The organism is Streptomyces sp. NPDC059534 (assembly GCF_042743475.1).
GTDB lineage: Bacteria > Actinomycetota > Actinomycetes > Streptomycetales > Streptomycetaceae > Streptomyces.
In genome coordinates, this window is record NZ_JBHWAQ010000014.1 from 131,277 (window position 1) to 156,166 (window position 24,890).

23 protein-coding genes are annotated in these 24,890 nt (G+C 72.3%); 12 read left to right on the top strand and 11 right to left on the bottom strand.

Annotation, left to right across the window (positions count from 1 at the left end; all coding sequences use genetic code 11):
- Window positions 1–84 precede the first annotated feature (84 nt).
- Genes ACFVZH_RS18650 through ACFVZH_RS18660 form a run of 3 tightly spaced genes read right to left on the bottom strand, consistent with a single transcriptional unit; the run spans window position 85 to window position 1,425 of the window.
- Entirely contained in the window at window positions 85–423 is a 339-nt protein-coding gene (locus tag ACFVZH_RS18650) for a thioredoxin family protein (protein ID WP_384898509.1), read from the bottom strand.
- Between the two features lie 5 nt (window positions 424–428).
- Entirely contained in the window at window positions 429–845 is a 417-nt protein-coding gene (locus ACFVZH_RS18655) for a MerR family transcriptional regulator (protein WP_384898451.1), read from the bottom strand.
- A gap of 55 nt (window positions 846–900) precedes the next feature.
- Window positions 901–1,425, bottom strand: a complete 525-nt coding sequence (locus ACFVZH_RS18660) for an Lrp/AsnC family transcriptional regulator (RefSeq protein ID WP_384898452.1) — start codon at window positions 1,423–1,425, stop codon at window positions 901–903.
- Window positions 1,426–1,492: 67 nt separating this feature from the next.
- Between ACFVZH_RS18660 and ACFVZH_RS18665 the strand changes: the two genes are divergently transcribed.
- Window positions 1,493–2,389 carry an NAD-dependent epimerase/dehydratase family protein gene (locus tag ACFVZH_RS18665; RefSeq protein WP_384898453.1) on the top strand — a complete coding sequence of 299 codons (897 nt, stop codon included), beginning with the start codon at window positions 1,493–1,495 and terminating at the stop codon, window positions 2,387–2,389.
- Window positions 2,389–3,291, top strand: coding sequence for an aldo/keto reductase (locus ACFVZH_RS18670; RefSeq protein WP_384898454.1), 903 nt, complete (start codon window positions 2,389–2,391; stop codon window positions 3,289–3,291). Before ACFVZH_RS18665 ends, ACFVZH_RS18670 begins: the two co-directional genes overlap by 1 nt.
- Before the next feature lie 73 nt (window positions 3,292–3,364).
- On the opposite strand, the gene ACFVZH_RS18675 is transcribed toward ACFVZH_RS18670, so the two are convergent.
- The gene (locus ACFVZH_RS18675) at window positions 3,365–4,747 is read right to left on the bottom strand and encodes a cation:dicarboxylate symporter family transporter (RefSeq protein ID WP_384898455.1); all 1,383 of its coding nucleotides are present in this window, start codon (window positions 4,745–4,747) and stop codon (window positions 3,365–3,367) included.
- Window positions 4,748–4,916: 169 nt separating this feature from the next.
- Between ACFVZH_RS18675 and ACFVZH_RS18680 the strand changes: the two genes are divergently transcribed.
- From ACFVZH_RS18680 to ACFVZH_RS18705, 6 genes are all read left to right on the top strand, one after another.
- The gene (locus tag ACFVZH_RS18680) at window positions 4,917–6,623 is read left to right on the top strand and encodes an ATP-binding protein (protein WP_384898456.1); all 1,707 of its coding nucleotides are present in this window, start codon (window positions 4,917–4,919) and stop codon (window positions 6,621–6,623) included.
- Entirely contained in the window at window positions 6,620–7,315 is a 696-nt protein-coding gene (locus tag ACFVZH_RS18685) for a response regulator (RefSeq protein WP_384898457.1), read from the top strand. The genes ACFVZH_RS18680 and ACFVZH_RS18685 overlap by 4 nt, the downstream gene beginning before the upstream one ends.
- Window positions 7,316–7,461: 146 nt before the next feature.
- Window positions 7,462–8,094: a helix-turn-helix domain-containing protein gene (locus ACFVZH_RS18690; RefSeq protein WP_384898510.1), complete on the top strand. Its 633-nt coding sequence runs from the start codon at window positions 7,462–7,464 to the stop codon at window positions 8,092–8,094.
- Window positions 8,095–8,103: 9 nt separating this feature from the next.
- Window positions 8,104–8,844, top strand: coding sequence for a tyrosine-protein phosphatase (locus ACFVZH_RS18695; protein WP_384898458.1), 741 nt, complete (start codon window positions 8,104–8,106; stop codon window positions 8,842–8,844).
- Between the two features lie 109 nt (window positions 8,845–8,953).
- Window positions 8,954–9,526, top strand: a complete 573-nt coding sequence (locus tag ACFVZH_RS18700) for an NIPSNAP family protein (protein WP_384898459.1) — start codon at window positions 8,954–8,956, stop codon at window positions 9,524–9,526.
- Window positions 9,527–9,752: 226 nt separating this feature from the next.
- Entirely contained in the window at window positions 9,753–10,010 is a 258-nt protein-coding gene (locus ACFVZH_RS18705) for a hypothetical protein (protein ID WP_384898460.1), read from the top strand.
- Between the two features lie 10 nt (window positions 10,011–10,020).
- Here the strand turns inward: ACFVZH_RS18705 and ACFVZH_RS18710 are convergent, their stop codons facing one another.
- Window positions 10,021–11,148 carry a helix-turn-helix domain-containing protein gene (locus ACFVZH_RS18710; RefSeq protein WP_384898461.1) on the bottom strand — a complete coding sequence of 376 codons (1,128 nt, stop codon included), beginning with the start codon at window positions 11,146–11,148 and terminating at the stop codon, window positions 10,021–10,023.
- A gap of 451 nt (window positions 11,149–11,599) precedes the next feature.
- The gene (locus ACFVZH_RS18715) at window positions 11,600–12,625 is read right to left on the bottom strand and encodes an ATP-dependent 6-phosphofructokinase (protein WP_384898462.1); all 1,026 of its coding nucleotides are present in this window, start codon (window positions 12,623–12,625) and stop codon (window positions 11,600–11,602) included.
- A 302-nt stretch (window positions 12,626–12,927) separates the two neighbouring features.
- Here ACFVZH_RS18715 and pta point away from each other — a divergent pair, with 302 nt between their 5' ends.
- From pta to pyk, 3 genes are all read left to right on the top strand, one after another.
- The gene (gene pta / locus ACFVZH_RS18720) at window positions 12,928–15,021 is read left to right on the top strand and encodes a phosphate acetyltransferase (protein ID WP_384898463.1); all 2,094 of its coding nucleotides are present in this window, start codon (window positions 12,928–12,930) and stop codon (window positions 15,019–15,021) included.
- Window positions 15,018–16,283: an acetate kinase gene (locus ACFVZH_RS18725; RefSeq protein ID WP_384898464.1), complete on the top strand. Its 1,266-nt coding sequence runs from the start codon at window positions 15,018–15,020 to the stop codon at window positions 16,281–16,283. Before pta ends, ACFVZH_RS18725 begins: the two co-directional genes overlap by 4 nt.
- 82 nt (window positions 16,284–16,365) lie before the next feature.
- The gene (gene pyk / locus ACFVZH_RS18730) at window positions 16,366–17,796 is read left to right on the top strand and encodes a pyruvate kinase (protein WP_384898465.1); all 1,431 of its coding nucleotides are present in this window, start codon (window positions 16,366–16,368) and stop codon (window positions 17,794–17,796) included.
- Window positions 17,797–17,878: 82 nt separating this feature from the next.
- On the opposite strand, the gene ACFVZH_RS18735 is transcribed toward pyk, so the two are convergent.
- The 4 genes from ACFVZH_RS18735 to ACFVZH_RS18750 form a co-directional block, all read right to left on the bottom strand.
- Window positions 17,879–19,174: a hypothetical protein gene (locus ACFVZH_RS18735; RefSeq protein ID WP_384898466.1), complete on the bottom strand. Its 1,296-nt coding sequence runs from the start codon at window positions 19,172–19,174 to the stop codon at window positions 17,879–17,881.
- Complete coding sequence (locus ACFVZH_RS18740) at window positions 19,164–19,745, bottom strand: DUF6114 domain-containing protein (protein ID WP_384898467.1); 582 nt, start codon at window positions 19,743–19,745, stop codon at window positions 19,164–19,166. Before ACFVZH_RS18740 ends, ACFVZH_RS18735 begins: the two co-directional genes overlap by 11 nt.
- A 118-nt stretch (window positions 19,746–19,863) precedes the next feature.
- Entirely contained in the window at window positions 19,864–20,529 is a 666-nt protein-coding gene (locus ACFVZH_RS18745) for a DUF6230 family protein (RefSeq protein ID WP_384898468.1), read from the bottom strand.
- A 603-nt stretch (window positions 20,530–21,132) separates the two neighbouring features.
- The gene (locus ACFVZH_RS18750; protein ID WP_384898469.1) at window positions 21,133–22,098 is read right to left on the bottom strand and encodes a tetratricopeptide repeat protein; all 966 of its coding nucleotides are present in this window, start codon (window positions 22,096–22,098) and stop codon (window positions 21,133–21,135) included.
- A 299-nt stretch (window positions 22,099–22,397) separates the two neighbouring features.
- On the opposite strand from ACFVZH_RS18750, the gene ACFVZH_RS18755 reads away from it, so the two are divergent.
- Window positions 22,398–23,024, top strand: coding sequence for a TetR/AcrR family transcriptional regulator (locus ACFVZH_RS18755; protein ID WP_384898470.1), 627 nt, complete (start codon window positions 22,398–22,400; stop codon window positions 23,022–23,024).
- 115 nt (window positions 23,025–23,139) lie between these two features.
- On the opposite strand, the gene ACFVZH_RS18760 is transcribed toward ACFVZH_RS18755, so the two are convergent.
- Window positions 23,140–24,840, bottom strand: coding sequence for a methylmalonyl-CoA mutase (locus tag ACFVZH_RS18760; RefSeq protein WP_384898471.1), 1,701 nt, complete (start codon window positions 24,838–24,840; stop codon window positions 23,140–23,142).
- Between the last annotated feature and the right edge of the window lie 50 nt (window positions 24,841–24,890).

Sequence of the window (24,890 nt, forward strand, 5' to 3'; positions counted from 1 at the left end):
ATACGCGACACAATGCCCCGACTGTCAATTCTAGTCGGGGCATTTCTGTATGTCCTGATCCGCCGGAGCGGCCCCGCGCGGGGCTCAGTCCAGTACGTCCTCCAGTTCCGCCAGGAGGCGGCGCTTCGGGCGGGCGCCGACGAAGGACCTCACCGGCTCGCCCGCACGGAACACCATGAAGGTGGGGGTTCCGAGGACCCCGTACGTCAGCGCGGTCCCCGGGTTGCGGTCCACGTCGATCTCGACGATCCGCAGCCGTGCCGCCTCCTCGGCGGCGATCGCGCCGAGCACCGGCTTCATCTGCCGGCAGGGTCCGCACCACCGTGCGGTGAAGTTCACCAGGACCGGCAGTCCCGCCGCGAGCACCTCCGTGCCGAAGTCCGCGTCCGTGACCTCGGCCACGGCCTCCCCGTACGTCGTCATCTCCGTCACCCGTCCCTCTCCGTTTCCGTCTCGGCGTCGAGTTCGCACCGGGGCTCCGGGCCGTGCGGCAGCTCCGCCTCGGCCCGCAGCAGCTGGGCGCCCATCCGGGCGCGTACCTCGCGGAGCTCGGCGATGAGCGCGTCCAGCTCGGCGACCTTCCGCCGGTAGACGGCGATCGACGCGGGACAGGAGTCCCCCGCCGGATGGCCCGCGCGCAGGCAGTCGACGAACGGCCGCGTCTCCTCCAGCTCGAACCCGAAGTCCTGCAGGGTCCTGATCTGCTGGAGGAGCCGCAGGTCGTCCTCGTCGTACGTGCGGTACCCCTGCTCCGTACGCCGGGCGGTCAGCAGACCGCGGGACTCGTAGTAGCGCAGAGTCCGCGTGGTCGTACCGGCCCGCTCGGCCAGCTCTCCGATGCGCATGTCCCCGACCGTAAGCCTTGACGCCGACGTCAGGGCAAGGAACCGGGGCGGGCGGTCAGGGGCGCGCCGACGGAAGGAGGGGTTTGCGGACCACCGGGGACGACAGGACGATCGAGGTCGTGGTGCGGCCGAGCGCCGAGGTCTGCTCCAGGACCTCCTCCAGGTGGATCGTGTCGGTGACGGCGACCTTGAGGATCCAGCAGTCCTCGCCGACCACGTGGTGGACCTCCAGGACCTCCGGGCGCGCGGTGAGCTCCAGGGTGCGGGGGTGCTTCAGGGTGTAGCCGCCGTGCGGGTTCACCCGGATGAACGCCTGGATGCCGTACCCGAGCCGGGCCGGGGAGACATGGGCGCCGTAGCCGGTGACCGCGCCGCTCGCCTCCAGGCGGCGGACCCGTTCGGTGACGGCCGCGGGGCTGAGCCGGACGCGGCGGCCGAGTTCGCTGAGCTTGATGCGGCCGTCGGTCTGGAGGAGGTCCAGGATCTGCCGGTCGATGGGGTCGAAAGCGGTCGCCGAGGTTTCGTCGGCGGCGGCGCGCGCCTGCCGTGGTTCCTTCGGCGGGACGGCCTGCACTCCCATGTTTCCCCCTTCATTCAGCGAGCGCACAACGTAACACTTGTCCCCGGAAGCAAAGGAGTTGGGATTCATGGACATTCTGGTCATCGGCGGAAACCGCTATTTCGGAAAGCGGCTCATCGCGCTGCTGCGGGAATCCGGGCACCGGATCACGGTGCTCAACCGGGGCTCTTCCGCGGCTCCCGCGGGAATCGAGCAGCTGGTCGCCGACCGCGACGACGAGACCGCTCTGGAATCCGTTCTCGCGGGCCGTTCCTTCGACGTCGTCGTGGACCAGGTCTGCTACACCCCGCGCCAGGCGGAGATCGCCCGCCGCGTCTTCGCGACGCGCACCCGACGCTATGTGATGACGTCGACGGTGGAGGTGTACGCGTACGAGGACTCGGCCGTGCCGGTCGCCGAGTCGGCCCTCGACCTGGGCACGGTGACCGTCGACACCGGCCTGGCCTGGGAGGACCCGGAGTTCCGCGAGGCGCACTACGGGGAGGGCAAGCGGCAGGCCGAGGCGGTGTTCGCGGCCGGCTCCCCGTTCGCCTGGGCGTCGGTGCGGGTGGCGCACGTGCTGGGCGGCGAGGACGACTTCACGGGCCGCCTCGACCACTACGCGCGGCGCATCCGCGCGGGCGAGCCGATCGCCGTGCCGGCCGTGAACCACCCGGCGACGTACGTGTACGTGGAGGAGATCGCCGCGTTCCTCGCCTGGGCCGTCGAGGGGGAGTTCACCGGACCGGTGAACGCGCATTCCCACGGGCCGCTCACCACGGCCGACCTCTGCGCCGAGATCGAGAAGAGGGTGGGCGGCCGCACGGTGTTCCGGACGGTGGAGGTCGGCGAGGTCTCGCCGTTCTCCTTCGCGCGCTCGTACGCCATGGACAATTCCCGTGCCGAATCGCTCGGATATTCCTTCACCCATTCCGGCGCGTGGCTCTCCCGGGCCGTCGCCGAGACCGTCGGGGCGGTGCGCTGATGCGGTACCGGATGCTGGGGGACGTACGGGTCTCGGCGGTCGGGCTCGGCACGATGCCGCTCTCCATCGAGGGTCGGCCGAACGAGGCCCGGGCCGTCGCCACCGTGCACGCCGCCCTCGACGCGGGGGTGACCCTCCTCGACACCGCCGACTCCTACCACCCGCCGGACGGCGCGCCGGGCGAGGGCGAGCACCTCGTGGCGCGGGCCCTGGCCTCGTACGGCGGCGGCACCGACGGCGTCCTGGTGGCGACGAAGGGCGGCCGGGGGCGGACGGCGGACGGCGGCTGGACCGTGGACGGCCGCCCCGGGCACCTGCGGCGGGCGGCGGAGGGCTCGGCGCGGCGGCTCGGCGGCGACGCGATCGGCCTCTACCAGCTCCACAAGCCCGACCCGGCCGTCCCGTACGCCGACTCCCTGGGCGCCGTACGGGAGTTGCTCGACGCGGGCACGGTCCGGCTCGCGGGGATCTCCAACGTCGACACCGGACAGATCCTGCTGGCCCGCGAGATCCTGGGCGACCGGCTGGTCTCCGTACAGAACCGGTACTCGCCGGCGGTCCGGGACAGCGAGGCGGAGCTGCGGCTCTGCGCGGAGCTGGGCCTCGCCTTCCTGCCGTGGAGCCCGCTGGGCGGGATCTCCCGGTCCTCCCTCGACGGGGTGTCCGCCCTGGAGGAGGACCCGGAGTTCGGCGCCTTCCACCGGGTGGCACGGGAGCGCGGTGTCAGCCCGCAGCGGGTGGCGCTCGCCTGGCTGCTCGCCCGCTCGGGGACGGTGCTGCCGATCCCCGGGGCGAGCCGGCCGGAGACCGTACGGGACTCGGCGGGTGCGGCGGACCTGCGTCTGGGCGCGGCGGAGCTGGCGGAACTGGACGGCGTCGGCCGCCCGGCAGCGCGGAGGTGAGAAGGGCGGCCCCGCCGGGGCCGCCCTTCTCCCGGGGCCCGGATCCGGCTCAAGGCCCGGGACCCGGGGTCCGTCAGACGCCCGCGCGCGCCTTCTCCTCGCCCTCTTCGGACCGCTGGTCCGGGACGGCGGCCGGGGCGTGGTCGTCGACGAGGGTCCGCTCGTCGAAGGGGACGCGGCCCGCGAGGACCTCGGTGACCCGCGCCTTGTCGATCTCCTTCGTCCAGGTGCCGACGAGGACGGTGGCGACGGCGTTGCCCGCGAAGTTGGTCAGGGCCCGCGCCTCGCTCATGAAGCGGTCGATGCCGACGATCAGGCCGACCCCGTCGACCAGCTCGGGCCGGTGCGACTGGAGGCCGCCCGCGAGGGTGGCGAGCCCGGCGCCGGTGACGCCCGCCGCGCCCTTCGAGGCGATGATCATGAAGACGAGGAGCGAGATCTGCTCGCCGAGCGAGAGCGGGTCGCCCATCGCCTCGGCGGTGAAGAGCGAGGCCATCGTCAGGTAGATCGCGGTGCCGTCGAGGTTGAAGGAGTAGCCGGTCGGCACGGTGATGCCGACGACCGGCTTGCTGACGCCCAGGTGCTCCATCTTCGCGATGAGCCGGGGCAGCGCCGACTCCGACGAGGAGGTGGAGAGGATCAGCAGGAACTCGCGGCCCAGGTACTTCAGCAGGGACCAGATGTTGATCCCGGCGACCAGCCGAAGAAGCGCGCCGAGGACGATGAAGACGAAGAGTCCGCAGGTCAGGTAGAAGCCGATCATGATGACGGCGAGCGACTTGAGGGCGGCGGCGCCGGTCGCGCCGACGACGGCGGCGATCGCGCCGAACGCGCCGACCGGTGCCGCCCACATGATCATGCCGAGGATGCGGAAGACGAGCCGCTGGATGTGCCCGATCCCGCGCAGCACCGGCTCCCCCGCCGTCCCCATGGCCTGGAGCGCGAAGCCGGCGAGCAGCGCGACGAGCAGCGTCTGGAGGACCTCGCCGCCGGTGAACGCGGAGACGAGGGTGGTGGGGATAATCCCCAGCAGGAAGTCCGCCGTGGACTCGCTCGCGCCCTCGGCCTGCTGGGCGCCGGCCTCGGCGATCTCCTTGGTCAGGTGGAGCCCGGAGCCGGGCTCCAGGAGGTTGCCGACGAGCAGACCGATCGCGAGGGCCACGGTCGACATCACGAGGAAGTAGCCGAGGGCGAGGCCGCCGACGGCGCCGACCTTCGCGGCCTTCCGGACCGAGCCGACGCCGAGCACGATCGTGCAGAAGATGATCGGCGAGATCATCATCTTGATCAGGTTGACGAAGCCGGTCCCCAGCGGCTTGAGCTCGACGGCGACACCCGGCGCCAGGAAGCCGACCGCGATGCCGAGCAGTACGGCGCCGATGACGGCCAGATACAGGAAGTGCGTACGGTCCCGCCGTGCGGCCACGGGGTCCTCCTCGTGCTGATGGATGTCCACGTCCCGGTGGACCTCCGCGACTATCCACCAGCCTGTGACCCGGGTCACGGTTGCGTACGTTTCGTTCACGGCCGAAGCGCCGGGCGGGGGACAAGACGGACAAGCGGGAAGAGAACGATTCGGGAACGCGCCTGCCCCGGCGCCCGGTCCGCCGTGCACACTTACCCGCATGCGCCTCCCCCTCCCCCGCAGCCTGGCCGGCCAGCTCTTCGCCATGCAGGTCGTGCTGGTCGCCGTGGTCGTGGCGGGGTGCGCCGTCTTCGCGTACGTCACGGACCGGGCGCAGGCGGAGGAGACCGCGCGGCGGCAGTCCACGGCGACCGTCGCGGCCGTCGCCGACTCCCCGGCCGTGGCCGCCGCCGCCCGCTCCGCCGACCCGACCGCCGTCCTCCAGCCGTACACCGAGTCGCTCCGCCGCCACGCGGACGTCGCCTTCGTGGTGATCATGGCTCCGGACGGCACCCGCTGGACCCATCCGGAACCGGAGCAGATCGGCCGCACCTACCTCGGCCACATCGAGCCGGCGGTGGCGGGACGGACGTTCTCCGAGACCCACCTGGGGGTGCTCGGCCCCTCCGTGCGGACGATCGCGCCCGTCTACGACCACGGCCGCGTCGTCGCCCTGGTCAGCGCGGGCATCACCATCGAGCGGATCAGCGCGCAGGTACGGGAGCAGGTGACCGCGCTCCTCGGCATGGCGGGCGCGGCGCTCGCGCTCGGCGGCGCGGGGACGTACGTCGTCAACGCCCGCCTGCGCCGCCACACGCACGGCATGAACGCGGCGGAGCTGAGCCGGATGCACGACTATCACGAGGCCGCGCTGCACGCGGTCCGCGAAGGGCTCGTGATGCTCGACGGACGACGGCGGATCGCCCTGATCAACGACGGGGCGCGGGAACTCCTCGGCCTGGACGACGGCGTCGTCGGCCGGCCGGCGGCCGAACTCGGCCTGCCCGCACCCCTGACGGGGGCACTGCTGTCCTCCGAGCCGCGCGTCGACGAGACGCACCTGACGGCCGACCGGCTCCTCGTCGTCAACACCCGCCCGGTGGTGGGCGGGCAGCGGCGCGGCACCGTCGTCACCCTCCGGGACAGCACCGAACTCCAGGCGCTCTCCGGCGAGCTGGACTCCGAGCGGGGGTTCACCGAGGCGCTCCGCTCCCAGGCCCACGAGGCGGCCAACCGGCTGCACACCGTCGTCTCGCTCATCGAGCTCGGACGGGTCGCCGAGGCGGTGGAGTTCGCCACCGCCGAGCTGGAGCTCGCGCAGGCGCTCACCGACCGGGTCGTCGACGCGGTGGGCGAGCCCGTCCTCGCGGCCCTGCTGCTCGGCAAGGCGGCCCAGGCCCACGAGCGGGGCGTCGAACTGGTCCTCACCGAGGACAGCCGCATCGACGACGGCCGGGTGCCGGCCGCGCTGCCCTCACGGGACCTGGTGACGATCCTCGGCAACCTCATCGACAACGCGGTCGAGGCGGCCGGCGGCAGCCCCCACGCGCGCGTGACGGTCACCGTCGCCGCCCGGGCCGGCGACGGCGAGCTCCTCCTCCGCGTCGGCGACAGCGGCCCCGGCGTCCGCCCCACCGACCGCGAGGCCGTCCTCGGCCGCGGCTGGTCCACCCGAGGCCCCGGCCGCGGCCTCGGCCTCGCCCTCGTCGGCCAGGCCGTCGCCCGCGCCTCCGGCACCCTGACCGTCGCCGACGCGCCCGCCGGCGGCGCCGAGTTCACCGTACGGCTGCCCCTGCCGGCCTCGTCCGCCCCGTCCGCCCCGGACGGGTCCCCGGCGGACGGGGCCGAAGCGGACGGGTCCCGGGCGGACGGGTGCCGGGCGGACAGGTTCCCGGCGGACCGCTCCCCTGCGGAGGTGACCGCGTGAACGCCGCTCCCCTGCGGGTCCTGGTCGTCGAGGACGACCCCGTCGCGGCCGACGCGCACGCGCTGTACGCGGGACGGGTCGAGGGCTTCACCGTCGTCGGCGTGGCCCATTCGCGGGCCGCCGCGGTGCGGGTCCTCGAACGGACGCCGGTCGACCTGATCCTGCTCGACCTGTACCTGCCCGACGGCCACGGCCTCCAGTTGCTGCGGGCACTGCGGGCGGCCGGGCACGCGGCCGACGTGATCGCCGTGACCTCGGCCCGCGACCTGGCGATCGTCCGCGAGGGCGTGTCCCTGGGGGTCGTCCAGTACGTCCTGAAGCCGTTCGCCTTCGCCACGCTCCGGGACCGGCTCGCGCGGTACGCCGAGTTCCGGGCGGCGGCCGGGGAAGCCTCCGGGCAGGACGAGGTGGACCGGGCGCTCGGCGCGCTGCGCGCCCCGCAGCCGGCCACGCTCCCCAAGGGCCTCAGCGCCCCCACCCTGGAATCGGTCACCCGCACCCTGCGGGCCACACCGGCCGGGCTCACGGCGGCCGAGGCCGGGACGGCGGTCGGGATCTCCCGGATCACCGCCCGCCGCTATCTGGAACACCTGGTCACCGAGGGCCGGGCGGTACGGGCCCCGCAGTACGGTCAGATAGGGCGGCCCGAGCTCCAGTACCGCTGGCTCGACGGCCGGACCCGCGGTTACTGACCGGTTCCGACGTTCCTACGACCCCGCACGTTGGGGGAACGAACCGTAGCCAGCCGTCACCCTCCGCACCTACCGTGACCCGGGTGCACCAACCCTCCCCTCCCTTCGACGCCCCGGCCGCGCGCCGGCTGCGCGAGGACCTCGGCATGGCCCCCGGACACGTCGCCTACGGCCTGCGCGCGCAGTACGGCCTCTTCGTCGCCCCCGAAACCGTCGTCGCCTGGGAGCGCGGCCGGGCCGTCCCCGACGAACAGGAGCTGACCGCGCTCGCCGGCGTCCTGTGGTGCTCCCCCGCCGAGCTGATCGCCACCGCCACCACCCTCCGCGAGCACCGGATGGCCCGCGGCCTCGGCCCCGAGGACCTGGCCCGCCTCGTGGGCGTGAGCGCCCCCGCGTACCAGCGGATGGAGGACGCGGGACAGTGGCGCGGCAACGAGCGCCAGACCGCCGCCCTCGCCGAGGTCCTCGGCCTCGGCCCGCAGGCCCTGGTCACCGCGACCGGCGGCGACGAACGCCTCGCCGAGCTGCTGCGCGACGCCGCCACCACCCGCTGGCAGGCATACGTGAAACCGGCCGTGAAGATCCTCCCCCTGCCCCGGCGGACCCTGGAGGCCGCGCTCCAGCAGCTGCACACGGAGTACCACGCCCGCATGACGGCCTCCAGCAGCTGGGGCGCCACGCGCGCGACCGGCGACGAGGGGCGGGCGTACCTGGACGGGATCACCGGCCACTTCTGGGCGGCCGCGGGGTTCCTGGATCAGGGGGGAGCGGGGACATAGATTGGCCCCGTGAGACGACACATAACGTTCGAACGACTCCACAACTTCCGTGACCTGGGCGGCTATCGGACCGCCGACGGCGGGACCGTGCGGTGGGAGACCCTCTACCGCTCCGACTCCCTCGCCAAGCTGACGGAGGCGGACCCCTCCGATCTGCAGCGCTTCCGCGCGCTGGCCGTGACCACGGTGATCGACCTGCGCTACCCGTGGGAGATCGCCGCCAAGGGCCGCCTGCCGGAGACCGAGGACGTCTCCTGGCACAACCTGTCCATCGAGCACCGCCCCTATGACCAGGCGGAGATCGACCCGGACCTCGACCCGTGGCGCTACCTCGCCGACCGCTTCGCCGAGGTCGCCGAGGACGGCGCGGAGGAACTGCGCACCGCCCTCGAACTGATCGCCTCCACCGACGGACCGCTCGTCTTCCACTGCGCCTCGGGCAAGGACCGTACGGGCCTGCTCGCGGCCCTCGTCCTCGGCCTCCTCGACGTCCCGGACGACGCCATCCTCGCGGACTTCGCCCTCACCGAACTCGCCACCGAGCGGCTGATCGCCGACTGGCGCGCGACGCACCCCGGCCGCGAACTCCGCTGGCCGGGATACGGCCGGGCCCCCGCCGACGTCATCCGGCTCTTCCTCGCGGACCTCCGCGCACGGTACGGCTCGGTCCACGGCTACGTCACCGGCCACGTCGGCCTCGACCCGGCGACGGTGGTACGACTCAGGACCCGCCTGGTGGAACCGGCCTAGGGCCGGTCGGTATCGACTGACCGCAGCTGTCAGCAGCCGGCTATAACCTGCGGCGCATGGACGACAACCGCACCATGGACCGCACGCGCACCGGGGAGCAGGCCACCGCATGAGCATCGTCGAACTCCGGCAGTACACCCTGCATCCCGGCGCGCGGGAAACGCTGATCGAGCTGTTCGAGCGCGAGTTCGTGACCGGCCAGCAGGCGGTCGGAATCACCGTCGGCGGCCGGTTCCGCGACCTGGACGACCCGGACCGCTTCGTCTGGCTGCGCGCGTTCCCCGACATGGCGCACCGCCGGCGCGCGCTGGAGGCGTTCTACACCGGCCCGGTCTGGCGTGAGCACCGCGACACCGCCAACGCCACCATGATCGACAGCGACGACGTCCTGCTGCTGCGCGGCCCGGGCTTCACGCCGAAGCCGGGCACCGGCGAGTCGCTCGCGACCGTCTGCCACCCCACCGACGCCGCCGACTTCGACGCCTACGCCGCCCGGCACCTGGGCCCGGGCCACGCGCTGCACCGCACCGAGCACGCCGAGAACGACTTTCCCCGCCTGCCCGTCCGGACCGGGGAAGACGTCAGGGTCTGGTTCGGCCAGGCCGAACCGGCACCCTGGCCGACCCGGCGGCTGCGACTGGAGCCCGTGAAGCCCTCGGACGCGGCCCGCCGGGGCCAGTAGGAGCTCCCCGCGTCCACGGGGAGGAGTACGGGCCCGGCGGGCGGTGGGACCGGACAGACCGCCCCGGACACCTCGCCGCCGCCGACGCGACCGCGCAGGCGCGGGAAGACACTCGCCCTCGTCGCCGTCCTCCCTCGCACTGCCCTCGCTCGACCGGGACACACAGCGGGACTCCTCCGTCGTCCACGCTGCCGAGGTCTGGTGGAACCTGAAGCTCCCCACGGCCGTGAGGGGCGAGGCGACGGACCGTCAGCGGGCCGCGTGCACCGAGCAGTCGGCGGGCGGCCGCGCGGTGGACCTCGCCTCCGGCGACGAAGCGTCCTGGACGCCCGCGTCGGGCAGCGAGGACTGCGTCCCGCGGGTGCGCGACGGCCATCTCGTCGTCCGCGTCGCCGTCGCGTACAACGACGACGCCGCGGCCGCGAAGGGCTGCGAGCCGAAGGCCGCGGACATCGCCGCGCGCGCCCTCGCCGCCCCGCGCTGACCCCGTCCCGTCAGTCCCGCCGGTCGAAGTCGAAGAGCTGCCCCGCCGCGTCCGGCGCGCAGGGCGCCTGGGCGAGCCGCGCCCAGGCCGCCGAGCGGTCCCCGACCACGGTGACGCAGCTGCCGGGCGTCGCCGAGCCCGCCGGCACGATCCGGAAGCCCTGGACGGGAGTGCCGTACGCCTCCAGGGTGAAGGACTCCACCCGGCTCGGGTCGCCGCACTCCGAGTCCTCGAAGGCGGCGCCGGGTATCCGGCCGCCGGAGGGTATGCCGGAGCAGCCGGGACCGTAGTCGGGATGGTCCGACACGATCCTCCACCTGCCTCCGCCCGTCTCCTCCAGCGAGTACAGCGGCACCCCCGCCCCCGCGCACGGCACCTGGTGGATCTGCCCCGTCCGGGCCCCGCGCCGCTCCCCCAGGCAGTGGTCCGTACCGCTCACCCTGATGCGTACGTCCCCCACCGCCGGCGCGGTCACCATGTGCGGCGGATGCCCCCCGCGTCCGTCCCTCAGCACCGCGACGACGCTGACCCCCGCGAGCACCAGTCCCGCCAGCGCGACCGCCGCGACGACCGTCCGCCGTATCCGGGACCGCGCCCCACTCCCCCCGGCGGCCCCGGCCCCCGGCTCCCCGGGCCACGCCGGCACACCCGACACGTCTCCCGCCGCCGTCCCGTCTCCCGGCGCCACGGCGGCACCCGACTCCGTCCGCCCACCGGTCTCCACCGATCCGGCCGGCCCCGCCTCGCCACCGGCCCCCGCCCCGTCCGTCGGGTCTTCCGGGTCCGTCGAGTGCATCGGGTCCGTCGGGTGCGCCAGGTCCGCCGGGTCCGGGTCTCCGGCCGGATGCGGGCGACGCCCCGCGAGCCGGCCGCGTACGGTCCGCCAGGTCTCCAGCTCCTCCGGTGGGAGTCCGCAGGCGCGGGCGAAGACGGTGAGGAGCTCTTCGCGGGGGAGGGTGGGGCGGGTGAGCATGTTGGCGACGGTGGAGCAGGGCAGGACGTCGCCGTGCGCCTCCGCGCGTGCCGCGAGCTCGCGGTAGGTCAGGCCGGACCAGTCCTTGAGGGCCTGGAGCCGCGCGAGGAAGTCGGCGGGACTCCGTGCCTCCCGCGGGTCAGGGGCCCGTTCGCCCGGCGTCATCCGCGTCTCCCCCTTCCGCCGGACAGGGTTGGGACATGTCCGGGACAGGCCCCAAGCCTTGTTGATCTCCCCTCCGGACTCAAGAGTGGAACCCGGCATTTCCGCGAGGGCCGGTGATGCCCGCACGGACGAGTGGCCCCGACCGTCCACGGGGGGACGGTCGGGGCCACTCACCGCTGTCGGGGTCCCGGCACCGGTCCGGGACCCGTCGGGACGGACGTCCCACCGGTGCGGGCCGTACGTCCGCAGATCCGGGCGGCGCGGCCCCCGGGGCCGGCCTGAAACCGACCCGGCGGGGCCGGGGAAACGGCCGGGAAGACCGACCCGGCGAGGCGGTGGACCCGGCGTGGACGACCGACCCGGCAAGGCGGTGGACCCGGCGTGGACGACCGACCCGGCAAGGCCGCCGGACCCGGCTGGAAGACCGGCCGGGCGCGGCTGAGCGGACCGGCTAGAAGACCGACTCCGCCTCGCGCATGCGGTCCTCGGGGACGGTCTTGAGCTGGGTGACGGCCTCGGCGAGCGGGACCATCTCGACGTTCGTGCCGCGCAGCGCCGTCATGCGGCCGAAGTCGCCGCGGTGGGCGGCTTCGACGGCGTGCCAGCCGAAGCGGGTGGCGAGCACCCGGTCGTACGCGGTCGGCGTGCCGCCGCGCTGGACGTGGCCGAGGATGACGGGGCGGGCCTCCTTGCCGAGGCGCCGCTCCAGCTCGACGGCGAGCTGATTGCCGATGCCCTGGAAGCGCTCGTGACCGAACTGGTCGATCTCGCCCTTCTTGTAGTCCATCGAGCCCTCGGCCGGGTGGGCTCCCTCGGCGACGCAGATGACGGCGAACTTCTTGCCGCGGGCGAAGCGCTCCTCGACCATCTTCACGAGGTCGTCGACCTGGAAGGGGCGCTCGGGCAGGCAGATGCCGTGGGCGCCGCCGGCCATGCCGGACTCCAGCGCGATCCAGCCGGCGTGGCGGCCCATCACCTCGACGACCATGACCCGCTGGTGGGACTCGGCGGTGGTCTTGAGGCGGTCCATCGCCTCGGTGGCGACGCCGACGGCGGTGTCGAAGCCGAAGGTGCGGTCCGTGGACGAGATGTCGTTGTCGATCGTCTTCGGGACGCCGACGACGGGCATGCCGGCGTCGGCGAGCATCCGGGCGGCGGTCAGGGTGCCCTCGCCGCCGATCGGGATGAGGACGTCGATGCCGTACTGCCTGGCCAGGTCGGGGGCGGATTCGGCGGCCTCGCGCAGCCGGTTCCGCTCCAGGCGGGCCGAGCCGAGGATGGTGCCGCCGCGGGCCAGGATGCCGCTGACGGCGTTGAGGTCGAGGGGGCGGAAGTGGCCGTCGAGAAGGCCCTTGAACCCGTCCTCGAAGCCGATGACTTCGTCGTCGTGGCCGGTCAGCGCCCGGTGCACGACCGACCGGATCACTGCGTTCAGGCCGGGGCAGTCGCCGCCTGCGGTGAGAACTCCGATGCGCATCGTGCTGTGTCTCCTGCTCGGTCGCGGTCGGTGGTGAGCATCGCAATTCTCACACGGCGGACCTGGCGGGTGCGCTCGTCGCGGTTCCGCGCGTCCCTCGCGGGGACCCCGCGGAGGGCTTTCGTCCCATGGTTTCGGGCCCTTCGCCCGGCGGGCGACCTAACCATCCACGGAGGTATTGTCAAGGGGGTAATGCCGCCCTATCGGGGCTTTCTGAGCACTGTCGATTGACGCACGGGCCGCGAAGGTGCCGCGAGGGCACCGCTCGGCCCCTTCCGCAGGACTGGACAGGAGACCACGGCGTGACGCGCAGCGTGTACGTGACCGGGATCGACCGCGGTGACGGCCGCCAGGTCGTCGAGCTGGGAGTCATGGAGCTCCTCACCCGCCAGGTGGACCGGGTGGGAGTGTTCCGGCCGCTGGTGCACGACGGACCCGACCGGCTGTTCGACCTGCTGCGCGCCCGCTACCGGCTGACGCAGGACCCCTCGACGGTCTACGGCATGGACTATCACGAGGCGTCGGCGCTCCAGGCCGAGCAGGGCACCGACGAGCTGGTCTCCCAGCTGGTCGACCGGTTCCACACGGTGGCCCGCGACTACGAGGTCGTCCTCGTCCTCGGCACCGACTTCGCCGCCACCCAGCTCCCCGACGAGCTCGCGCTCAACGCCCGCCTCGCCAACGAGTTCGGCGCCTCCGTCATCCCGGTGGTCGGCGGCAAGGGCCAGCCCTCGGAGTCCGTACGGGCCGAGGCGCGCAACGCCTTCCGGGCGTACGACGGACTCGGCTGCGACGTACTCGCGATGATCGTCAACCGGGTGGCGGGCGAGGACCGCGAGGTCATCGCCGAGCGGCTCGGCGCCCGGCTGCCCGTGCCCTGCTACGTCCTGCCGGACGAGCCGGCGCTCGCCGCCCCCACCGTCGCGCAGATCACCCACGCGCTCGGCGCGTCCGTCGTCCTCGGCGACGACGCGGGCCTCGCGCGCGACGCCCTGGACTTCGTCTTCGGCGGCGCCATGCTGCCGAACTTCCTCAACGCGCTGACGCCCGGCTGCCTCGTCGTCACCCCCGGGGACCGGGCCGACCTGGTCGTCGGCGCGATGGCCGCGCACTCGGCCGGCACCCCGCCGATCGCCGGGGTGCTGCTCACCCTCAACGAGCGGCCCAGCGAGGAGATCCTGACCCTGGCGGCCCGTCTCGCGCCCGGCACCCCGGTCGTCTCCGTGGCCGGCAACAGCTTCCCGACCGCGACCGAACTCTTCTCCCTCGAAGGGAAGCTGAACGCCGCGACCCCGCGCAAGGCGGAGACCGCCCTCGGCCTCTTCGAGCGGCACGTGGACACCGCCGACCTGCTCAAGCGGGTCTCCGTGGCGCGCAGCGGCCGGGTCACCCCGATGATGTTCGAGCACGAGCTGCTGGAGCAGGCGCGGGCCGACCGGCGCCGGGTGGTGCTTCCCGAGGGCACCGAGGAGCGGGTGCTGCGCGCCGCCGACGTCCTCATCCGCCGGGACGTGTGCGACCTGACCCTGCTCGGCGACGTCGAGACGATCCGCAAGAAGGCCGCCGACCTGAGCGTGGACCTGCGCGGGACGCAGCTGATCGACCCGCAGACCTCGGAGCTCCGGGACTCCTTCGCCGAGAAGTACGCGGCGCTGCGGGCCCACAAGGGCGTCACCGTCGAGCTGGCGTACGACGTGGTCTCGGACGTGAACTACTTCGGCACGCTGATGGTCCAGGAGGGCCTGGCCGACGGCATGGTCTCCGGTTCGGTGCACTCGACGGCCGCGACGATCCGCCCGGCCTTCGAGATCATCAAGACGAAGCCGGACGCGTCGATCGTCTCCTCGGTGTTCTTCATGTGCCTCGCCGACAAGGTGCTGGTGTACGGCGACTGCGCGGTGAACCCGGACCCGAACGCCGAGCAGCTCGCGGACATCGCGGCCCAGTCGGCCGCCACCGCGGCCCGCTTCGGTGTGGAGCCGCGGATCGCGATGCTCTCGTACTCGACGGGCACCTCGGGTTCGGGCGCGGACGTCGACAAGGTGCGGGAGGCGACCAAGCTGGTCCGGCAGGCCCGCCCGGAGCTGCGGATCGAGGGCCCGATCCAGTACGACGCCGCCGTCGAGCCGTCCGTGGCGGCGACGAAGCTGCCGGGCTCGGAGGTGGCGGGGCAGGCGACCGTCCTGATCTTCCCGGACCTCAACACCGGCAACAACACGTACAAGGCCGTGCAGCGTTCGGCCGGCGCCGTGGCCGTCGGCCCGGTGCTCCAGGGTCTGCGCAAGCCCGTGAACGACCTCTCGCGGGGCGCGCTCGTCAGCGACATCGTCAACACGGTCGCCATCACGGCGATCCAGTCCCAGGTCCCCTCCCAGGGTCAGGAGCTCCCCGCATGACCGCCCCCACTCCCGCATCCGCCCCCCGGTCCGCCACCGCGCCCTCCCGTGTCCTGGTCCTCAACTCCGGCTCCTCGTCGCTGAAGTACCAGCTCCTCGACATGGGCGACGACAGCCGGCTCGCCCAGGGGCTCGTCGAGCGGATCGGCGAGGGGACCTCGCGGCTCGTGCACACCCCGCTCCAGGGCGGGGGCGGCGAGAAGCGCGAGACGACCGGTCCGATCACCGACCACGCGGCCGCGCTGAAGGCGGTCGCCGAGGAGCTGGCGGCGGACGGGCTCGGCCTGGACTCCCCCGAACTGGCGGCGATCGGCCACCGGGTGGTGCACGGCGGGCTGCGGTTCACCGAGCCGACGGTCATCGACGACGAGGTGCTCGCGGAGATCGAGCGGCTCGTGCCGGTGGCGCCGCTGCACAACCCGGCGAACCTCGTCGGCATCCGTACGGCGATGGCGCTCCGCCCCGACCTGCCGCAGGTCGCGGTCTTCGACACCGCGTTCCACACGACGATGCCGGAGGCGGCGGCCCGGTACGCGATCGACGTGGAGACCGCCGACGCGCACCGGATCCGGCGGTACGGCTTCCACGGCACCTCGCACGCGTACGTGTCGCGGGAGACGGCGAAGCTGCTCGGCAAGGCGCCGGAGGAGGTGAACGTGATCGTGCTGCACCTGGGCAACGGCGCGTCCGCCTCGGCGGTGGCGGGCGGCCGGTGCGTGGACACCTCGATGGGCCTGACGCCGCTGGAGGGCCTGGTCATGGGCACCCGCTCGGGCGACATCGACCCGGCGGTCACCTTCCACCTGAAGCGGGTGGCGGGCATGTCGGCGGACGAGATCGACGTCCTGCTGAACAAGAAGTCCGGCCTGGTGGGGCTCTGCGGCGACAACGACATGCGGGAGATCCGCCGCCGGATCGACGAGGGCGACGCCCGGGCGAAGCTCGCCTTCGACATCTACATCCACCGTCTGAAGAAGTACATCGGCGCGTACTACGCGGTGCTCGGCCGGGTGGACGCGGTGGCGTTCACCGCGGGGGTCGGCGAGAACGCGGCGCCGGTGCGGGAGGCCGCGATCACGGGTCTGGAGGAGCTGGGGCTCGCGGTGGACGCGGACCTCAACGCCGTGCGTACGGACGAGGCGCGGATCATCTCGCCGAACTACGCGCGGGTGGCCGTGGCCGTGGTGCCGACGGACGAGGAGCTGGAGATCGCGCGCCAGAGTTACGCGCTCGTTCACGACTCCGCACGCTCGAACGAGTGAACGCCTGAGCGGCCCCGCGCCCATTTGTACTTTCCACCAGCCGGAATATTCCGCAGTGAAACAAACCGATAGGATCCGCCTCATGCGCCGTTCCAAAATCGTCTGCACGCTGGGCCCCGCCGTCGACTCGTATGAGCAGCTGAAGGCTCTCATCGAGGCCGGCATGAACGTGGCCCGATTCAACTTCAGCCACGGATCCCAGGCAGAGCACCAGGAGCGGTACGACCGCGTCCGGCAGGTCTCCGCGGACACCGGGCGCGCCGTCGGCGTCCTCGCCGACCTCCAGGGCCCCAAGATCCGCCTCGAGACCTTCGCCGAGGGACCGGTCGAGCTGGTGCGCGGTGACGAGTTCACCATCACCACCGAGGACGTCCCCGGCGACAAGTCCATCTGCGGCACCACCTACAAGGGTCTGCCCGGCGACGTCTCCAAGGGCGACCAGGTCCTCATCAACGACGGCAACGTCGAGCTGCGGGTGACCGAGGTCGACGGGCCGCGGGTCCGGACCATCGTCATCGAGGGCGGTGTCGTCTCCGACCACAAGGGCATCAACCTGCCCGGCGCGGCCGTCAACGTCCCCGCCCTGTCGGAGAAGGACGTCGACGACCTCCGCTTCGCCCTGCGGATGGGCTGCGACATGGTCGCCCTCTCCTTCGTCCGCGACGCCGACGACGTCAAGGACGTCCACAAGGTGATGGACGAGGAGGGCCGCCGGGTCCCCGTCATCGCCAAGGTCGAGAAGCCGCAGGCCGTCGAGAACATGGCCGCCGTCGTCGCCGCCTTCGACGCGGTCATGGTCGCCCGTGGCGACCTCGCCGTGGAGTACCCGCTGGAGAAGGTCCCGATGGTGCAGAAGCGCCTCGTGGAACTCTGCCGCCGCAACGCCAAGCCGGTCATCGTCGCCACCCAGATGATGGAGTCGATGATCACCAACTCCCGGCCGACCCGCGCCGAGGCGAGCGACGTCGCCAACGCCATCCTGGACGGCGCCGACGCGGTCATGCTGTCGGCGGAGTCCTCGGTCGGCGCGTACCCGATCGAGACCGTGAAGACGATGTCGAAGATCGTCGCCGCGGCCGAGGAGGAGCTCCTCTCCAAGGGCCTCCAGCCCCTGGTCCCGGGCAAGAAGCCGCGCACCCAGGGCGGCTCCGTGGCCCGCGCGGCCTGCGAGATCGCCGACTTCCTGGACGGCAAGGCGCTCATCGCCTTCACCCAGTCCGGCGACACGGCCCGCCGCCTGTCCCGCTACCGGACGCAGCAGCCGATCCTCGCCTTCACCACCGACGAGGGCACCCGCAACCAGCTCACCCTCAGCTGGGGCGTCGAGCCCTTCCTCGTCCCGCACGTCGACAACACCGACGCCATGGTCGACCTCGTCGACGCCGAGCTCCTCAAGCTCCAGCGCTACAACGCCGGCGACACCATGGTCATCACCGCCGGCTCTCCCCCCGGCGTCCCCGGCACCACCAACATGGTCCGCGTCCACCACCTGGGCGGCGCCGACCGCGGCTGACCCCCGCACCACACGCCCGTGGGCCGCACCCCTGCACAGGGGTGCGGCCCACGGGCGTTCGCGCGCGGAAGGACCGGCCGGATCAGTTCGGCTCGATGGTGTTGCGGAGGCCGGGAATCTTGAGGGTGCCGCCGAACTGGCCCGCCTGGCGCAGCTTCACGTTGGTGAAGAAGGCGAAGGGGACGTCGAGCGGGGGCGGGGACTCGGGGCCGAAGGTGATGGGGATGAGGCCGAAGAGGTTGCCCTTGAGTTCCTCGGTGTACATGGTGACCGTGCCGTTGCGGATGGTCGAGGTCGAGCCCTTGTTGGAGCGGACGTGACCGGTGAGGCCCTCGGAGTGCACGGTCAGCTGGTGGAGGTCCTTGATGTCGACCGAGCCGGCGGTGAACTTCAGGACCTTCTTGATCTTGCCGCTGCCGGTCTTGACCTCGACGATGCCGTGGTACTTGAGCCCGTTGAGGGTGAGCAGCGAGCTCTCCAGGCGCCACGGCTCGTCGGGCAGCAGCGCGATGCCCTGCTCCAGGTCGGCGTCCGCGAGGGCCTGCTCGTCGAGCTCGGGGCACGGGAAGCGCGGCTTGGCGCCGTCGGGTATGGACTCGTCCTCGGTGACGTCGAGGCCCTTGGCGCTCTCGGGGAGCTCCTCGACCTTGGCGCCCGCCTCCTCGGCGGCCTTCTCGATCGCCGTCCTGGTCTTCTCGGCGGCCGGGTCCGCGGCCGCCTTCGGCTTGGCGGTCCCGGTGGGGGTCGCGGTCGGCTCGTCGGCGGTGGCCGGCTTCTGGACCGGAGCCTGCGTCTGCTGCGGCGCGGCAGTCGTGGGCGCGGCCGTGGTGGGCGTCGCCGTCGGCTGCTTGTCCGGGCCGTCGAAGAGGTCCTTGAGGGCGTCGCCCACACCCAGCGGGTCCAGCGGGTTCCTGGACTTCGTCGGCGTGGGGGTGGCCGTCGGGGTCGGCGTCGCGGTCGGCTCGGGGGCGGTCTTCGCCCGCTCCTGCGTCTGCCGCGTGGCCGCCTGCCCGGTCTCCGTCGCGGTCGGCGTCGGGGTCGCGGTGGCGGTCGGGGTGACCGTGGCCGTGGCGGTCGCCGAGGGCGTGTCCGTCGGCTTCGCGGTCTGCGTCGGCGTCGGCTTGGCCGTCTCGGTCGCCTCCGGCGTCGGCTCGTCCGAGCGCGTCACACAGGGGCCGGGCGCGAAGGGGATGTCCTTCTCGTCTGCGAGGGCGAGCTTGGGCGTGAGGCCCATGCCCACGAACACCGCGGTCGGCATGGCGGCCAGCGCCATCGCCTTGCCCGCGGGGCCCTGGATCCTGTTCAGCAGCGACTTGCGCGGGGCCGCGTGCCGCGGACCCTCCTTCGCGAGCGCCGACTGATTCTCGTCACCCCGCACTGTTCCTCCCGCCCTTGGCGTCGATCGTCGTGTCGGTCAGCTGGTGCTCCGCCTCGCGCTGCTCCGGGACACCGGCCGCGGGGACGGCCTCGGTCTCCGGCTCGTGCTCGGGCTCCGCACCGGCCTCGTGGGAGGCTTCGGGCTCACCGTCGTGCTGTGCGTCGGCGGTCTCCTCGACGGGGGGCGCGGGGGCCCAGGCGGCGGACATGCCGCCTCCGATGAGGGCGAGCAGGAACCCGATGACGAGGCCACCGAAGTTCGACACCGGGATGGAGACGAGCGCCAGCACGATCGACGCGATGCCCGCGAACACCCGGACGATGGGCTGGAACCACATCGTCAGACCGAGCGTGATGAGCAGGACGCCGATGATCAGCGCGCCGGCTCCGGCGGTCGTCTGCATGGCGAGCGTGACGTTGCCGAGCCGCATGTCCCCGTACGGGAGGTAGGCGATCGGCACGCCGCCGATCATGGTGAGCAGTCCCGCCCAGAAGGGCCGGGTCTGCCGCCAGACCTTGAACCGGTTGTCCTGGTGGGGGACTTCGCGGGAGGCGGGGATCTCGGCGCTCATGGAACAGCTCCCTGGAAGCGGTGTTGCTAGAAAGATTGAAGACAAGGAACCTGGCGGGTGGGACCGCACGCGGCGGTCCCACCCCAAGGACGGATCGGTCCTGGTGGACCGGTCGGTCCTAGTAGCACTCGGCTCCGGGGCCGCGGTGCAGCGACAGGTGCAGGTCGGGGAGCTTGAAGGTGCCGGCCGTGGTGGCCCACGCCTTCTGCTCCACGTTGTTCAGGGTCGCCTGCTCGGCGCGCTGGCCGAAGCCGTACGGGTTCGCCTTGGTGTTGGGCTGGATGCCCGGCTTGCCCGGAGCCTTCGCGAGGGCACCGGCCGCGACGCCGATGTCGATGTTGGTGAACTCGGCGTCGGCCTTGAGCTCGGAGACATCGAGGTAGATGCCCTTCGCGTAGACCTTGTCCTCGTCCTTGCCGGACTTCACGGCCTCGGTGCCGGCCGTCAGGCGAAGGGTGACGTCGCCGACGAACGGGATCTTCGGCGTGACGACGGACTGGCACATGTTGGTGATGCGGGCCTCGGAGAAGCCGGACACCGCCACCGGGGCGGCGAAGTCCTTGCCCTCGAGGTCCTTGCCGGCGTCGACGCTGCCGTACTGGACGAAGTCCGAGCCGACGAGGCTGTCTGCCTTAACCTTGAATTCCTGGCCGGAGATGCTGAAGGACGCGGCGAGCGCGCCCTGGGCCAGGCCGACACCGATCGCGGCCGTCGCGGCCACACTCGGGACCATGACGACGGCGAACCGCTTCCATCTGGTCCCGCCACGAACCTGGGACTTCATGAGAATTCCTCCTTCTCGGACGTACATCTCCGGAAGGGCCAGGGGCCCGTCCTGGGATGGGAGAAGAGCTACGTCCTCGGGAAGGAGAGCGCCGAGGCATCAGGCGGCGCGTTGCGCGTCCGAATCACCGGCGATCACCCCCGAGCGACAACCATGGGCCACGCCTTTGCGCGTGACCTGAGTTGGACAGGCCCCACTCGGTGAGAGCGGGAACCCCCCTGTCCACGACCGGCGCCTGGGCACCGGTCCACCCGGTGGGGACCTTCGCCGCGCTCCCGGTTGGTTTGCCGGGCGGTGCGGTTCGGACCGAGCGTGGCCGATCGTGGTCCATTCCCGGCCCCCGCACAAGGGGGTTCGTTACTCGCTAGTAACGGGTGGATAACCGGGCGATGGCGGGGCGATGCCGGACGGGCACTCAGGGTGCGGTCGAGTGACCGCCGATATCGGCAGATCGCCGGATGAATCCGGACAGAATCACGGATTCGATTTACTACAAGTAACAGCGGCCGCGATTACCAAGTTTTGGTAAAGCGCGGCCGCTGTCTGTCGCTCTGTCGCCAAATCGTCGGACGATCCGGCGCCCTGCGCGGGGGCGGAAATACCTCAGAACAGCACGCGGGCGAGGGCCTGGCGGCCCGCCGTCACGCGCGGGTCGTCGGCGCCGATCACCTCGAACAGCTCCAGGAGCCGCAGGCGCGCCGCGTCCCGGTCCTCGCCGGCCGTGCGGCGGACGGTCTCCACCAGACGCCCGAAGGCGTCCTGCACATGACCACCCACGAGGTCGAGGTCGGCGGCGGCGATCTGGGCGACCACGTCGGCCGGGTTGTCCGCCGCGTTCTTGCGGACGACGCCCGGGTCCAGGTCCTGCACCCGCTGGAGGAGTTCGGCCTGGGCGAGGCCGAGCTTGGCCTCGGGGTGCGCCGGGTCGTCGGCCAGCACGTTCTTGTACGCCTGGACGGCGCCGCCCAGGTCACCCGCGTCGAGCGCGGTCAGCGCCGCTTCGAGGAGGGCGTCGTACGGGCCGGCCGGCTGCGCGGCGGGGGCCGCTTCGTCGGCGTCCGCGTCCACCACGATGCCGGTGAGGCCGAAGCGCTCCTCGCCGATCTGGATCAGCTGGTCGAGGGTCTCGCGGATCTGGGCCTCGGGCACCGCGCCCTGGAAGAGCGGCAGCGCCTGACCGGCGACCACCGCGAAAACGGCCGGAATTCCCTGGATGCCGAACTGCTGCATCAGCATCTGGTTGGCGTCGACGTCGATCTTCGCGAGCAGGAAGCGGCCGTTGTACTCGACGGCGAGCCGCTCCAGGAGGGGGCCGAGCTGCTTGCACGGCTCGCACCACTCGGCCCAGAAGTCGAGGACGACCGGGACCTCGGCGGAGCGCTGGAGCACCTCGCGCTCGAAGCCGGCCTCGTCGACGTCGATCACCAGGGCGGACGGGGAGACGGCGGCGGAACCACCCTGCCGGGCTGCTTCGGCGCGCACCTGCTCCGCCTTGGCCTTGGCCTCTCCGGCCGCCTTCACCGCGGCGAGGTCGACGACGCCGCTCATGGACATGTTTCGGGGCTGCATGGGTACATCCTCCCCCTTCCGCGCGCGTAACCGGTAAGCCATGGCTGAACCGTGCCGTCCGCAGGTCTCCCGCCGGTGTGCGAGACGTGCGGACGACACGGTTCTTCGTCTTCGGTTCGCGCCGGGTCCCCACCCGGCGCTGTGGTTGTCGCTCAGGCCGCTCAATGCCTTTCGCTACAGGTCGTAGCGTAACTCTCCGGGGGGAGCCGCAGGGAGAGCGGGGGCGCGATCCGTACGGTGAACTGCCTCACATCGCACGCCTCTGGCGCGATACCTACCGGCGGGTATGGTCGGTTTCCATGTGTAGCCGCACCAACCCCCGCAGCAGCCGTACCGGGCGCCCCCGCTCTCCCGAGGCCGACACGGCCATCCTGGAGGCGACCCGGGCCGCTCTGGTCGAGCTGGGCTGGTCCAAGCTCACGATGGGGGACGTCGCCGGCCGCGCCGGGGTCGCGAAGACGACCCTGTACCGCCGCTGGGCCAACAAGAACGAACTCGTGGTGGACGCCGTCGCCGTCCTCTTCGACGAACTCGAACTGCCCGACCTGGGTTCCCTCCAGGCCGACATCGAGCACGTCGTCCTCCAGTTCGCGGCGCTCCTCGAACGCCCCGAGACCAAGACGGCGCTGATGGCCGTCGTCGCCGAGTCCACCCGCGACGAACCGCTGCGCGAACGCATCCGCGCCTCGATCGTCGACCGCCAGAAGCGGCTGGTCCTGGCGGGCCGCATGCGGGCGCAGCAGCGCGGCGAACTCCCGGCGCACCGCGATCCGGTCGCCACGGACGCCACCGACGACCTGATCTTCGACGTGATCGCCGGCGCGGTCGTCCACCGCGCCCTGGTCAGCGCCGAACCCGTCGACGAGGCGTGGGTGGCCCGCCTCTCCGCCCTCCTCGTGGGCGGCCTGGGCGCGGTCGCGTCCTGAGGGACCGGGAACACCACAGGGGCGGTACGGGAGTTCCCGTACCGCCCCTGTCGCACGAAGCCCGGGGCCCGGAAGCCCTGGATCCCGGAAGACCGGGGCCCGGAGGCCCGGGGTCCTAGAAGCCCGGGGGCTCCGTGTAGACGCCCCACTCGTCGCGCAGGGCGTCGCAGATCTCGCCGAGGGTGGCCTCGGCGCGGACGGCCTCCAGCATCGGGACGATCATGTTCGAGCCGTCCCGGGCCGCCGCCAGCATCGCGTCGATGGAGGCGCGGACCTTGGCGTCGTCACGGCGCTCCTTGCGCTCGCCGAGGACCCGGACCTGCTCCCACTCGACCTCGTGGCTGACGCGGAGGATCTCCAGGTCGCCGGTGACGGAGCCGTGGTGGACGTTGACGCCGACGACCCGCTTGTCGCCCTTCTCCAGGGACCGCTGGTACTGGAAGGCGGACTCGGCGATCTCGCCGGTGAACCAGCCGTCCTCGATGCCGCGCAGGATGCCGGAGGTGATCGGGCCGATCGGGTGCTGGCCGTCCGGGTGGGCGCGGCGGCCGCGCTCCCTGATCTGGTCGAAGATCTTCTCGGCGTCGGCCTCGATGCGGTCGGTGAGCTGCTCGACGTACCAGGAGCCGCCCAGCGGGTCGGCGACGTTGGCGACGCCGGTCTCCTCCATCAGCACCTGCTGGGTGCGGAGCGCGATCTCGGCGGCCTGCGCGCTGGGGAGCGCGAGGGTCTCGTCGAGGGCGTTGGTGTGGAGGGAGTTCGTGCCGCCGAGGACGGCGGACAGGGCCTCGACCGCGGTCCGTACGACGTTGTTGTACGGCTGCTGGGCAGTGAGGGAGACACCGGCGGTCTGGGTGTGGAAGCGGAGCCACTGGGCCTTGTCGGTCTTGGCGCCGTAGACCTCCTTCATCCAGCGGGCCCAGATGCGGCGGGCGGCGCGGAACTTGGCGATCTCCTCGAAGAAGTCGAGGTGGGCGTCGAAGAAGAAGGAGAGGCCGGGGGCGAAGACGTCCACGTCGAGGCCGCGGCTCAGCCCCAGCTCGACGTAGCCGAAGCCGTCGGCGAGGGTGTACGCGAGCTCCTGCGCGGCCGTCGCCCCGGCCTCGCGGATGTGGTAGCCGGAGACGGAGAGCGGCTTGTACGCGGGGATGCCCTGCGCGCAGTGCTCCATCAGGTCGCCGATGAGGCGCAGATGGGGCTCGGGCTCGAAGAGCCACTCCTTCTGCGCGATGTACTCCTTGAAGATGTCGGTCTGCAGCGTGCCGTTGAGGACGGCGGGGTCGACGCCCTGCCGCTCGGCGGCGACCAGGTACATGCAGAAGACGGGCACGGCGGGGCCGGAGATCGTCATCGAGGTGGTGACGTCGGCGAGCGGGATGTCCTTGAAGAGGACCTCCATGTCGGCGGCGGAGTCGATGGCGACACCGCAGTGGCCGACCTCGCCGAGGGCGCGGGGGTCATCGGAGTCGCGGCCCATGAGCGTGGGCATGTCGAAGGCGACGGAGAGGCCGCCGCCGCCGGCCTCCAGGATCATCTTGTACCGCTCGTTGGTCTGCTCGGCGTTGCCGAACCCCGCGAACTGGCGGATGGTCCAGGTCCGGCCCCGGTAGCCGGTCGGGTGGAGTCCCCGGGTGTAGGGGTACTCACCGGGCCAGCCGATGCGCTCGAACCCCTCGTAGGTGTCGCCGGGGCGGGGCCCGTAGACGGGCTCCACGGTGTCCCCGGAGAGCGTGGTGAAGTCGGCGTCCCGCTTGCGGGCCTTGTCGTAACGGGCCTGCCAGCGACGGCGGCCTTCCTCGATGGCGTCAGCGTCCATGCTTCGAATTTACTAGGACGTCCTAGTAAATGTCGACGGCAAACCTCCGC